At 28.8% G+C, this 12,975-nt stretch carries 9 protein-coding genes; all 9 read right to left on the bottom strand.

The window, feature by feature from the left end; all coding sequences use genetic code 11:
- Positions 1-7: 7 nt before the first annotated feature.
- Positions 8-568, bottom strand: a complete 561-nt coding sequence (locus tag U9R42_06690; GenBank protein MEA3495705.1) for a Maf family nucleotide pyrophosphatase — start codon at positions 566-568, stop codon at positions 8-10.
- 10 nt (positions 569-578) lie between these two features.
- Entirely contained in the window at positions 579-1,433 is an 855-nt protein-coding gene (locus tag U9R42_06685; GenBank protein ID MEA3495704.1) for a geranylgeranylglycerol-phosphate geranylgeranyltransferase, read from the bottom strand.
- A gap of 1 nt (position 1,434) precedes the next feature.
- Positions 1,435-2,217 carry a Rossmann-like and DUF2520 domain-containing protein gene (locus tag U9R42_06680; protein ID MEA3495703.1) on the bottom strand — a complete coding sequence of 261 codons (783 nt, stop codon included), beginning with the start codon at positions 2,215-2,217 and terminating at the stop codon, positions 1,435-1,437.
- Positions 2,218-2,266: 49 nt separating this feature from the next.
- The gene (locus U9R42_06675) at positions 2,267-5,596 is read right to left on the bottom strand and encodes a cyclic nucleotide-binding domain-containing protein (GenBank protein ID MEA3495702.1); all 3,330 of its coding nucleotides are present in this window, start codon (positions 5,594-5,596) and stop codon (positions 2,267-2,269) included.
- Between the two features lie 53 nt (positions 5,597-5,649).
- Positions 5,650-8,694 carry an adenylate/guanylate cyclase domain-containing protein gene (locus U9R42_06670; protein ID MEA3495701.1) on the bottom strand — a complete coding sequence of 1,015 codons (3,045 nt, stop codon included), beginning with the start codon at positions 8,692-8,694 and terminating at the stop codon, positions 5,650-5,652.
- 792 nt (positions 8,695-9,486) lie between these two features.
- Positions 9,487-10,623: a hypothetical protein gene (locus U9R42_06665; GenBank protein MEA3495700.1), complete on the bottom strand. Its 1,137-nt coding sequence runs from the start codon at positions 10,621-10,623 to the stop codon at positions 9,487-9,489.
- A 153-nt stretch (positions 10,624-10,776) separates the two neighbouring features.
- A complete protein-coding gene (locus U9R42_06660) occupies positions 10,777-11,652 on the bottom strand; it encodes a KilA-N domain-containing protein (GenBank protein MEA3495699.1) in 876 nt (291 codons plus the stop codon).
- Positions 11,653-11,993: 341 nt separating this feature from the next.
- A complete protein-coding gene (locus U9R42_06655) occupies positions 11,994-12,311 on the bottom strand; it encodes a type II toxin-antitoxin system RelE/ParE family toxin (GenBank protein MEA3495698.1) in 318 nt (105 codons plus the stop codon).
- Positions 12,311-12,544, bottom strand: coding sequence for a hypothetical protein (locus U9R42_06650; protein MEA3495697.1), 234 nt, complete (start codon positions 12,542-12,544; stop codon positions 12,311-12,313). Before U9R42_06650 ends, U9R42_06655 begins: the two co-directional genes overlap by 1 nt.
- Positions 12,545-12,975: the final 431 nt, after the last annotated feature.

Raw genomic sequence — 12,975 nt, 5'->3', positions numbered from 1 at the left:
TTAGTAATCATTTCACTCTTCTGATATTCATTAATATTTTATACAACTTTTGGATTGGTAATCCCACCACATTATAATACGAGCCTTGTATTTTTTCAATTCCTATCATCCCTATCCATTCCTGTATTCCATAAGCTCCTGCTTTATCAAAAGGTTTGAAATTTTCAACATAGTACATTATTTCGTCATCACTTAAATCTTTAAAATATACTGTTGTTTCATCACTAAATTTTATAATATCATCACCTTTAACTACACAAGCTCCGGAAATTACTCTATGTTTTCTTCCTGATAATTTTCTCAGCATTTCTATCGCTTCAATATCATTTTTAGGTTTTCCTAAAATTGTATTTTTTACAACAACAATAGTATCCGCAGCAATCAAAATCTCATCTTTATAATCTTTTACAACAGAAAAAGCTTTTTGCTCAGCTAAATATTCAGGTATTTTTTCAATAGCAAGATTTTGTGGATATTCTTCTTTAACATTTGAAGAAACTACTTTAAAGTCAAAACCTGCATTCTTTAATATTTCTTGTCTTCTTGGTGAATTTGATACTAAAATCATTTGTTAGAAATTAAAGTTTGTAAAAAATCATAGATAATATTCCTGCTATCATTATCAGTTTTATAACTTTCGACATATAGGTAAAATCCTTTTTTATGCTTGCTTTACGAATTTTATACATTAAAAATAGCAGAGGTATTAAAACAAATATCAAAAGAAATAAAACAACAAAACCTAAATATGATATAAAATTTAAAACAATAAAAAACAAAACAGAAAGCATCAATATCCACAGCAATATATTCGCCACCCATTTTGAAGCTTTTATTCCATAAATTACAGCAAAAGTATTAACATTAGTTTTTGAATCACCTTCAACATCTTCTATATCCTTAATTATTTCACGCAACAGAGATGTCATAAAAGCAAAAAATACATAAAATGCAATAATAAAAAAATTAGATTCGGGTTTGTAATACCAAACGACCAAAACTGTTAGGGCAGAAAGCATAGAGACAATAATATTACCAGTGAGCACAACACTTTTAAAATATGCTGAATAAAAAAGCAATAATATTATTGCAGATAAAAAAATCAATCCAAGTTGAATAGAAATTTTAAATCCGATAAAAAGTGAGATGGCATTTAATAAAGTATAAATTATTAAAACTGTGTTTATTCCAATCTTATCATCAATAATATTTTTTCCCGGTCTATTAATTTTATCAGTCTCTACATCATAAAAATCGTTAATCAAATATCCTGCGGCTGTTATCAAAACAGTAGCTATCATTAAAAAGATAAATTCAGTTTCAAAATATGATAATTTAGAATTATCTATGATTAAACATTTATAAACTAAGAGTTGCGTTAAAACAACAATTAATAAATTTTTACATCTGAATAATCGGCAATAATTAATCACTTTATTTATTTTTATATTCTTCTCTTATTAAATCACTTAAGAGCGTGTAAACTTTTTCCCAATCCGCATTTTTTAATAGTTCCTTATGCTTGTCTGTAATATTACAATCGCCTCTTTTGGCAGGACCAGTTTGTGCATCAGCAGGCCCCATATCGAAGGCTTTATCAATTGTTTCCTTCACTAAAGGTTTTAACACATCAATACTTACATCATCTTCTGCAAGTATTTCCTCAGCTATTTTTAAAAGATAGTTGTTAAAATTTGAAGCAAAAACTGCTGCTGCATGAATTCTTGGAAGCTTAGTACTGTCAATTTTTTTTACATTTGATGAAAATATTTTTGCAAAGTTTTCTAATTTTAAAAGCGTTTTATTATTATTTGCATCTACAAAAAACGGAATATTTTTTATATCCAAATATCTGTTTTTACTAATGGTTTGTAATGGATATAAAATTCCGTAATTGTTGGATGTTTTACTAAAAACATCAATAGGAACACTTCCTGAAGTATGAACAATTATTTGCTTATCAAGTTTAAAATTCTTCCTCAATTCCATTATCACTTCATCTTTTACGGATAAAACATAAAGGTCGGCAGTTTTATTAAAATCAGAAAAATTATCACAACGAGCTTTAGCGTTTACTTCTTTTGCAATAGCAGTTGCAACTTCTTTTCTTCGGGAAATTATTTCAACAATTTCAAAACCGTGCTTATAAAATTCCTTTGCAAAAAAAGACCCTACACAGCCCCCTCCTATTATTGTAACTTTCCGAATTGTATCCATTATTTTTTATTTGTCAATTCATAAATTTAATTGAAAAGAAAAACAATATTTATTCTGATACCTGTGATTTTAGCTTGCTTATTCTTTCATTTTGCTCTCTTAATCTCCTACAAAGAATTTTCAAAATTCCCTTTGCTACCTCCATTCGTTCCGACATTACTTCATAAAAAGCATCTTGTTCCAAGCGAAGTAATAAAGTATCTTTTAGAGCTGTGGCAGATGCAGAGCGTGGTTCGGGGTCAAGGAGTGCTAATTCACCAAAAAAGTCTCTGTTTTTAAATATCGCAAAGGTGAGTTTATCATCATGTATTCTTATTTCTCCTTCATTAATAATATACATACAAAAACCCATATCTCCTTTTTTAAATATCTCTGTTCCTTCCTCTATTCTTTCTTCTTCAATTATATTTGCAATATCAACTAAAATATTTTCGGGTGTTTCGGAAAACAAACTTGTACTTTTGAGAATAATAACTTTCTCAATATTCATAAGTACATTGCTTTCGCTTTTTTGTAAAGTTTCCATAATAGATTGAAATTTATCAGGCAATAATAATTCTTTTAAAAACTTTTCTTCAATTTTATTCTCTACTACAAAAGCATTTAAAACTTTTGAAGTAATTTCATTTAATATTTTTTCATCAAATTCTAGAAATGGTATTATTGCAGGTACTAGTGATGATGGTTTTTGTAAGTATTTGATTGCATTAATTGAAGCAACAATTGTCCAACTGTTAAATCTTTTCTCTTTTTCTTTCAAAATAAAATTTATAACATCTTCCTTAGTGTAATTGAAATCATTTGAATAATTATTCAGTTTACTAATTCTCTCATCAAGAGGAAGATCTTCCAAAATAATTGCAAGTTTTGAAGACATTTTAGCAGAAACAATATTGTCAATTATCTCAAGTGCATTAGATTTTTGTTCTCCAAAGCCTAACAACAAACCTTCTTTAGCTTTAAGTATTGTCCTTGTATCGTACAAAAATGACAAGATATTAAAAAGATTTTCTTTTATTGCATCAAGTTCAAATTTAAGAGATTTATAAAGTGATATATCTTCATCTTTAATCTGTGAAAATAAATTTAAAGAATTATAAAGCCAAACAGCATGTTCAAATTGTTCCTCAAACTTTCTTTTAATAATTGCTTCTTTTCCAGAAGCTTTAAAACTTGATTTCTTAAGAGACAATAAAGCTTCATTCTTAATTTTTTCGTTTGGATAATCAATAAATTTAATAAGTGTATCATGTGATTTAGCCCCACCAATATTTCCACAAATTTGACAAAATCTAAAAATAAGTGTTGTATTTAATTGCTCTTCTTCATTTCCAACCATTGAGTTTATCGTATCAACAGCATCATCCTTAAAATTTGCCAGAGCAAATAACGCATCTTGTTGAAAATTACTATCCTGTAGAAATGAGATTAAAAAAGGAATAAATTTTTTATTCAAAATTTCACTACTTGCATTTATTGCTGCTTTTTTAATATTTATATCCTCATACTTTAAAAATTTAATTATAGGTTTATCAAACTTTGTAATTTTTAATTCACCCATTATTTCTAATGCAGAAATATTCTTTTTCGGTTCATCAGATTGGATATTTTCGAGTAATTGTTGTCCGGCAAGAACTACCGCTTCAAGACCACCGTTTTTTAACAATCCTGTTATTGCTCCTTTTCTTATTTCCTGTGTTTTATGTTCCAAAAGAGGATTAATTTTTTCAATAGGATTTTCATCAAGAAGGCAATATGCTTTTATTGCTGCTTCTTTAATTTTGTTTGAAATTGATTCATTTTCAATAATTTCAAAAACTGAATCTTTAAAATATGTAATCTTTAATTCTTCAATCTTCTTCAAGGCATAAAGCTGTATCTCTTCAGACGGATTACTAAGAAGTCCATTTAGAACTTTTTCAAAATTTTCCTTTTTATCAAATTTATGTAGCAATTCAGCAGAATATATTACCTCCTCAGGAAAAGAACTATTCAATTTTTTTGATAAAATATCATGAATAAGATTTCCTTCAATTGAAATTTCTGAACCTTCAAAGTGTCTATTATTTACCGCATCCTGCAATACAATAATATACTGACGATTTGTAATAATTACAATTATAATCCATCCTGCAATTACCACAAGTAAGATGTAACTGATAAAATTCATGCTGGCTCCCGAATCATTTATTTTTACTACTAAAAGTAAGATTCCACCTGTAATACCTATTGCGATAGGATTTAAAAATCCATTGACAATAGCATGTCCAAAGAGTCGCATTTTCTTTTGTAAAGGTTGAAATAAAGAAAAGAAAACAGGTTCGTGAAGTGCAAATCTGAATATTTCATGAATCAACATCAAGAATGCAAAAAGAAAAATCATGTAGCTATCGTTTGCTGCAATAAAAGTATAGATAATTATTGAAATTATGATTACAATAAACATGATTGGTAATAAAAGTAATGATTTTTTTACACCCAATAAGTCAATAATTCGTCCTGTAAAAAATAATTTTACAAGCAAGGTTATCCCTTTACTAAAGGCAAAGAAATAACCAAAAAATATAGCCATTTCCTGATCGTTATCAGCGTATTGCTGTTTTACATTCGACAAAAATGAAAAGTCGATAAATGTAAAAACCAAAATTGATAAAAAGGATAATATTGAAAGTAAAACAATAAAATCACTGTTTAAATATTTTTTTAAAAGTCCCTCACGTTTTTCTTTTTTCCTAGTTGTTCTCTCAGGAATATTTTCACTGTCATCACCTTTTAGTTTAAATACTCTGTTAAGAAAATAGATACATATTCCAAATGAAATAGACGCAACAAGAATAAGATTATTATGACCAATAACAGGCACAAGAAAAGGAACGGATAAATATCCTATTAATTTTGCTGATACTTCACCGGCACTAATAACTCCAAAAAGTCTTTTGCTTTGCCTTACATCAAACATAATTGATGTAAGTCCCCAAAATTCTAAATTACCAAGCAAATTTGTTACTTTATACCATATCATTAAAGCAAACCCAAGCCAGGCAACGCTTAAAACTTCAAGCCCTAATCGTAAAAATGTTACTGATAATGCAAGTGTTATTGCAACAATTGTCAATAGTTTTTTTATTGTCAATCTTTCTTCAAGATACGAATAAGTATAGCCGATAACTATTAGAACCAAAGCGGATAGCAAATAAACTAAAGGTAATTTGTCAATTGAATAATTTGATAAAAATATAGTATTTGCCGCTGTAAAGAATAATGCAAGTGCAATTCCCTGAAAAAAATTATGGAAAAACAACAGTTTAACAAATTTTTTTTCAGATTGTTTTATATTAAAAACCTTTTCTACATCAATATTAAAAATACCCTTTCCCAATTCTAAATAATTATTTATTTAATTGCAAATTTAAAGAATAAAAGCTTTTCAGTTTAATTTTTTAAAAAGTACATTCTTATTTTCCCTAAACCTTTAACATCTTTGTCTTCTCGCTTTATAAAGCGGTATTTATCCTTTAAAATATTATAAGTTGCCTCCGAAACATTTATTTTCATCGGTTCGGAATGTGATTCCATACGTGAAGCAGTATTTATTGAATCTCCAAAAACATCATAAATATATTTTCTTACACCAACAATACCTCCCACAGCTTTACCCGAATGAATTCCAATTCTGATTTGCCATTTAATTTCTGCTGTTCTATTTCTTTTTCTAAGATATTCCAACATTTTAACTCCCGCTTTGAGAATATTTTCTGCATGCATTTCGTTATGAGTTGGCATTCCGCAAACAGCAAGATATGCATCACCAATTGTTTTTAATCTTTCGCAATGCTGACTTGCCATAATATCATCAAAGGCAGTAAATAACTCATTAAGTTCATCAATAATTACTTTTGGTTCAAGTGCTGATGATTTTTCAGTAAAATTAATTATATCTGAAAATAATATAGTTACATTGTCAAAACTTTCAGGTTCTGTTTTACCCGTTTTTTTGAGTTCTTCAACAACTTTTATTGGCAAAATATTTAACAATAATTCTTCAGAAGTTTCTTTTTCACGTTCGATCTGTTCTTTTTTTGAAACTACTTCTTTTGTTCTCAATGAAACTTTTTCTTCAAGAATCTTTTTTTCTTTTATCAAATTCCTTGTTCTTATTTTAACATATAATAAAATTATGACAGAAATAAAAACTGCCACAAAAATAAAGAACCACCATGATGCATAAAAAGGAGGTTTTATCCAAAACTTGTAAGTAAGAGCCTTAGAACTCCATTTACTATTATCATTGTTAGCAATTACTTTAAATGCATAACGCCCCGGTTTTAAAGATGAAAAATTTACATGAGTAGCTTTGGTAATTGGTTGCCACCTTTCTTCAGCTCCTTCAAGAATTATTTTATACTTTACTTCCGAAGGATTTGAAAAACTAATACTTTTATAATCAATTCGTATTGAATTTTCATTATGATTCAGCACAAGTCCCGATTTAAGTTTTCTCTCTATTAGATTTACAGTAATTTTTTCTATAAAAATAATTGGTTCTTTTAAAAGATTTTTTTCCTCCTTCAAATCAAATTTTATTGCTCCATTAATTGTCCCAAACCACATATTACCTTTATCATCTAATAATGATGCATTATTTTTTATCTCAATTCCTGTAAATCCACTTTTTCTGGAATAAGTGAAAAATTTATCCTGTGCAATATTGTATCTATTCAAACCAAGATTTGTTCCTATATAAATATTGTTTTTATTATCAATATCAACAAGAGAAATGAAATTTGAAAGTAATCCGTTTGTTGTTTTATAGTTTACAATGCTATCTTTATTGAGCCTAAACACTCCTTGCCCTTCTGTTCCAATCCAAATATTATTACTTTTATCAGAAGTTATGGATGTTGGTGTTAGGCTTTTTTCAAGATTAATAAGACTAAATTCAGTATTATTTATTGTTGCAAGTCCTCGCCCTCTTGAACCGACCCAAAGAATCCCGTCTGAAGTGCAATGAAGTGCTGAAATATCATTTCCTGCAATACCGTTTATTTGAGTTATTCTGTTACTTATTCCTTGGTCAATATCATAAAATATTAATCCATCAGCAGTTCCTACCCAAAGATTATTTTTATTATCAATCTCCATTGCAGTAACCATATTGAAATTACGCGGAAACCAACGGTTAATTGATAAAATATAATTAAAAGAATCAGTTTCAAAATTATATTTCCACACTCTATTATCAGCAGTTCCTATCCACAAATTTTTATTCACATCTTGTTTTATAAATCTGATGTGAATGCTCCCGAATTTTTGATTGTCTTTTGAAAAATATTTTATTTGAGATTTAGCCTTAGAATTTATATCATCAAATTTGGTAATTCCTTCATTTGTACCAAACCAATAGTATCCTGAGTCATCTTGAGTTATAGCCCAAACCTGATTATTTATTAATCCGTCTTTTGTTGTGTAAGAAATAAACTGACTTCCTTTAAATACATACAAACCATGCTCATAAGAACCACAAACAATATTCCCTTCTCTATCCTCTGTTATGCTTGCTATTCTATTGTCTTCAAGTCCGTTATCTGAATTAAAAACTTTCAATTTTCCATTAGAAGAAATTTTTGTAATTCCACCTCCCCAACTCGCTACCCAAATATTTCCTCTGCTATCTTCGGTTAATGCAACAGTAAAGTTGTGTGCTAATCCATCTCTAATATCAAATATTTTAACTTTCTTGGTTTTTTTGTTGTATTTGTAAACGCCACCATTGTGAGTACCAAACCATAAATTGTTTTTTCTGTCTTCAAGCATGCATGTCAGTGAAAAATACTCGGGCAAGTTCTCAATCTTGTAAAAATCAAATGTTTCAGTTTTTTTATTATAATATTTTATTCCAACATCTGTAATAAAACAAAGTGTTCCATCTGCAAGTTTATAAACAAAAAAAACACGATCACTAAGACCATTTTCCCCACCAAATAATGAATAATCAAATTTTGAAATATCATGAATATAGGGATTTGAGATTTTCAACAACCCTCCCGATACCGTTGAAACGTACAAAATCCCATCATCCTCAAGAAAAGAAGTAACTTGATTATTTTTTACTTTTGTAAGTTTGTTGTTAAAGGATAATTCCTCAAAAACTTTTCCGTTAAATCTCGTAATTCCACCACCCCAGTGCCCAAACCAAATATTACCCATTGAATCCTGAATTATTGAAAATACACCTTTTTCAGCCAAACCATCATCTGTTGTGTAATTTATAAAATTTTTACCATCAAACTTTGAAACACCACTTTTAGTACCTATCCACAAATACCCCTTTGAATCCTGAATTACGGAATAAACGGTTGATTGTGCAAGCCCGTCTTTAACACCATAATTATCAAAATAATAGGTTTGTGAAAAAGATAGGGAAATATTAAAAAAAATAGAGAAAAGAATTATTAGTAGAATTAATTTATAGTTCATAACAGCACATTAACAAAATTTAATTTTCAAAAGTACAATATTATTAAATTATTGATTAACAAAATCAGAAAAATTAGTATTAGTAGCAATTATTGTTGTATCCTTGTTTCTCAATTAAATAATATGTTTACTCCACACTTATACACTACACACCTACAAGCTTTTAGCTTGATTGACAAATGTGGTTCATTCACCGTATCTTCATTTATTTCATACATATATCATATTTCTATTATTTTTTACAATTCTCTGCTTGGGATAAAACTTTTCATATTTTACAGTATAAAAATGATTAAAGCACCAACCGCTTAATTCATTATTTATAAGTGATTTTCTTAATTTAGTGCCTCTAAGAAAACTATCAAATTTTATGATTTCTAAGATTTTTTATACCGAAAGGTTATCATGTAACAGAAAATAAATTTTCTTAACATACTAATCCATCGGCATAATACCAGATTCTTTTTAATTAACTTGATGACGGTTTAGTATTACCTGCCTTTGGCGTCAGGCAAGTGAGATTTTTATTCTTTGAGACGAGGCGATGCCTTAGCATCAGTGAGTTGATAAAGATAAAAATATCGCAAAAAGAAACATTTTTAATTTTGTAGAGTTTTCTTAGAGGCACTAAGTATATGGCTTTTGGCGGTTTTTGGAACACAAATCTTTCAACTTACTTTTGGTTTCGCCCGCCTGTCGAGCCTTGGCAGGCAGGCTCAACAACGCACATAAAAACCATAGGTGGCCCCATGCATTATGGGTTTTTATATGCTTAGGTGTTATGCAAAGTTTTTATTGTTCTTCATCTAGTATTCTATTTATAGTCAAAGATTTAAAAACATCCTTTGATTTCTGTTTTTTCTTCAATAATTTATCCATCAATAATTGAGAAATTGTAATATAGAATTCACCACCGCCCCAGTTCGACACATTGAAGTATTTTGAATTCTTTATTTTATTAGTTCCACATAAAATTGTGATATTCCAACTGTCAATCATATAGAAGACAAAGTATTTTGGTTTTTTATTATTAAAAATTTCAGGATTGTTATTTAAGTGTCTTTTATACCATAAGTCAAAATCAGGTGTGTTAAATATGTTACCATAAATTCGTTTTTGTTCGTACATGTCTTGTGATACGATTGCACCATCTCTCATGATAATATTAACGACTTGAGGCGATAGATTGTCAATATTCACAACTTTTGGAGGCGGAGCAGTATTGTTTACTACCTTTTTTGATAAGTCAATAGAGTTATACAATAAATGAGTTGTATCCCTTTGCCATAAAATTCCATGAACATTAAGCATTGCTCCTGTTATTATACCACCAACACCTTGTTTGATCAAATAATCATGAATTCCATAACTTTGGACTATTGAGTTTATTGTAATTAGAAGTTCACTATCTGGTAATGGGTGATTTACAAAAGCTTCAATAAACTTTTTAGTTAAAATTTTGAACTCATTTGAGATAGAACCAATTTGTACAGTATCATCATGAACTAATATCCTTCGAGTTCCGTCAAAATTATAACTTAACAAATAGCTGTTATTAGAATCACTAAAACCAACTATTAATCCAATTGAAGAATCATTGTCTTCTGGAACACAATTTTCAGTTGATTGCTTAATAATCTCTATAAGGCTGTCAATGTTGGATTCTCTAAATTGTAAGAGAATTTTAATATTATTGACAGTGTCAAAAGCAACATCATTATCGCCTGCAAATCCAATTAAAATATTATTCGATAGTTGAAAAATCTTTAGCATTTCTTCAGTAATTCTCATGTCTTCATTGAAAATATGATTCTCACCAAAAGATGTTTTACTAAATCTTAGGTTTCCTTCCTTCTTAGATGAAGTTAATGCTGTATCACATGAAATGAATACACTACTCTCTGTTTTCCATCCAAATACGTATGACATCTTTAATTAAATTTTGCATAACGACTGGGCTATGCGTAGTTTGGGATTTTGAAACGATTAATTTTCAATTTACTACTAAATTTATTTAGTTCTATAAGCTTCAATATTAGCACATTACCCAAATTACGTGTAGCCTTTGTTAGCTTTTCGTTGTTATTCTTTCAGCTTATTCTTTTCATCAATATAAACCTTATCATTTAACTTTTTCAGAGCTTTCATAAAATTTTTTTCATTCAATATTGTCAATTGATATGTTGCGACCTTTGATAACTTATCAAATCGTTTTTCTTTACTTATTTCATCTTTTATAAATTCAGCGTTTAAACTTTCAAGATTAGATAAAACCGCCAATTCATTTATACTTGCTATATCTCTAATATTCATTCCTTTTTCAGCATATTCTTTATTTGCTTCTCGCCAATCTTTTGCGGTGCAATTAAACAAAACTACATTTAACAAATCAGCTTCTTCTGCATAAATTAACCATTCATTGTCTTTTCTGTAATTTTTTGTCGGTAAAATATGATTTTTAACTGCATCTGTGTGAATATGATAATTTGCTTTACTTATTATTCGCTTAAAGTTCCATTCAAGATTATATTGGTTTGTTTCAACTTCTTTTAGTCGTTGATATTCTGTGATTAAGTAAAGTTTAAAAGTTGGGCTTATCCAAGTTCCAAATTCAAATGCAATGTCTTTATGTGCATAAGTTCCTCCATATCTCCCAGCTTTCGAGAAAATACCTATTGCATTTGTCTTTTCTGTCCATTCTTTTACGCTTACTTTAAAACTGTTTAATCCAGATTGATTTCTAATTGTGGCGAATTCGCCATAATTAAAATTCGGGTTGTGGATTTTTTCCCAAACGCTCAAAAATTCAAGCGTATTGCGATTTCTCATCCAGTCAGTTATGAAAAAGTTGCCATCTTTTGCTTTTAGCATATCAGTCAGACAAATATAATCTTCCTCATCTCTTTTTTCAATAGAGATAAATTTGTCTTCGACTTGTATTTTTGTTAATTTTCCCATTAATCTAATTTAAAACACAAATTTAGGAAATCATTTTCTTTTATCTTCTTTTTGTTGTTAATTTCTGTTTTCGAATAGTTCCCCCAATGAAAGCTAACGTCAGTCTGTCTAATAACCCTAACCACCGATTAAATTTTTGTCAAATATAAGGACATTTCTGCTTTGCTCAAAAATAATTTGCTTTTTCAATAGTTTTTAGACAGTTTGACGGTGGCAATATGAAAATGTTGGGCATTACAACGCTCCAATTTTTCAATTTACTACACTGTATATTTAATGTTAACTCGTTCATTTTTAGCACTTTCTGCCCAATTTTATATATTGCGTGTTGGCAACTGGCATTATTTCGTTCGTTTCAGTTTTAGAGGATTTTGTCGAGTATCAAAAATATCGGCAATTTTTATATATCCGTTTTGATTGTCTATAGAATAAATCAGTTTGTAGTTTTTGAAAATTAAATATCGATATTCAGTTTCTCTTTGTTTTAATAATTCTTCTTTTTGTCCAATGAGTGGTGATTTTATTAACTTTTTTGGTTCGTTAATAATCCCTCTCACAAGTTTCTTGGCAACTTTTATACTTGCTTTATTTTCGTAATAGTCATAAATTTCGTCAAGTTGAGTTTCGGCAAATTCAGACCAAATAATATTCAAAGCCATTATTCGTATTTGCCTAAAAGTTCAGAACTACTTTTAAACCGGTTGTTCAGGAAATCTGATTCCGATTGGTCAATTCGTTTATTCAATTCATCTTGAGTCATTGGTTCAAATATTCGCTCACCTGTCGCTTTGTTTTCTTCTCTTAATATTTTTTCAAGTCGAGAAATTATTTCCTCGCTTTGGACTTTAAGAAATTCTTGTACAAATTCTATTTTTCTTGATTGTAAATCCATATTAATTTTTTTTTCAAAGATACGAAATTTTATAATTCAGCGTATATATTTCTTTTTAACGCGGCTTTTTATTGCTTGTTGCCAACGTCAGTCTGTCTAATAACCCTAACCACCGATTAAATTTTTGTCAAATATAAAGCTATTTCTGCTTTGCTCAAAAATAATTTGCTTTTTTTAGTTTGCGTTTTTCGAATTGCTTCTTCCAGTGATGTTGGAAAAATATATGCCTGTCTTTTCCTTATATAAATTTCATAGTATAAAAATTATTCCTTTGGTGGCAAATTATTTTTATCTACAAATTGTTAATTTTTTTAGACTATCTGACGGTTTGAATATGGTGCGTATCACACTTTATTCAATAATTTTCTTTGGTTTCACAATTTTCAAACTTACTAATTCTTTGTCTATGACCTACCAACTGCGGCATGCAC

It is taken from the genome of Bacteroidota bacterium (genome assembly GCA_034723125.1).
Lineage (GTDB): Bacteria > Bacteroidota > Bacteroidia > CAILMK01 > JAAYUY01 > JAYEOP01.
Note: the sequence above shows the minus strand (reverse complement) of the source record. Positions and strands in the feature narration are given on the sequence as shown.

Bases quoted from the DNA above. Each gene is read 5' to 3' on its own strand.
- U9R42_06690 (MEA3495705.1), bottom strand. From the start codon at position 568: ATGATTTTAGTATCAAATTCACCAAGAAGACAAGAAATATTAAAGAAT.
- U9R42_06680 (MEA3495703.1), bottom strand. From the start codon at position 2,217: ATGGATACAATTCGGAAAGTTACAATAATAGGAGGGGGCTGTGTAGGG.
- U9R42_06670 (MEA3495701.1), bottom strand. From the start codon at position 8,694: ATGAACTATAAATTAATTCTACTAATAATTCTTTTCTCTATTTTTTTT.
- U9R42_06665 (MEA3495700.1), bottom strand. From the start codon at position 10,623: ATGTCATACGTATTTGGATGGAAAACAGAGAGTAGTGTATTCATTTCA.
- U9R42_06660 (MEA3495699.1), bottom strand. From the start codon at position 11,652: ATGGGAAAATTAACAAAAATACAAGTCGAAGACAAATTTATCTCTATT.
- U9R42_06655 (MEA3495698.1), bottom strand. From the start codon at position 12,311: ATGGCTTTGAATATTATTTGGTCTGAATTTGCCGAAACTCAACTTGAC.
- U9R42_06650 (MEA3495697.1), bottom strand. From the start codon at position 12,544: ATGGATTTACAATCAAGAAAAATAGAATTTGTACAAGAATTTCTTAAA.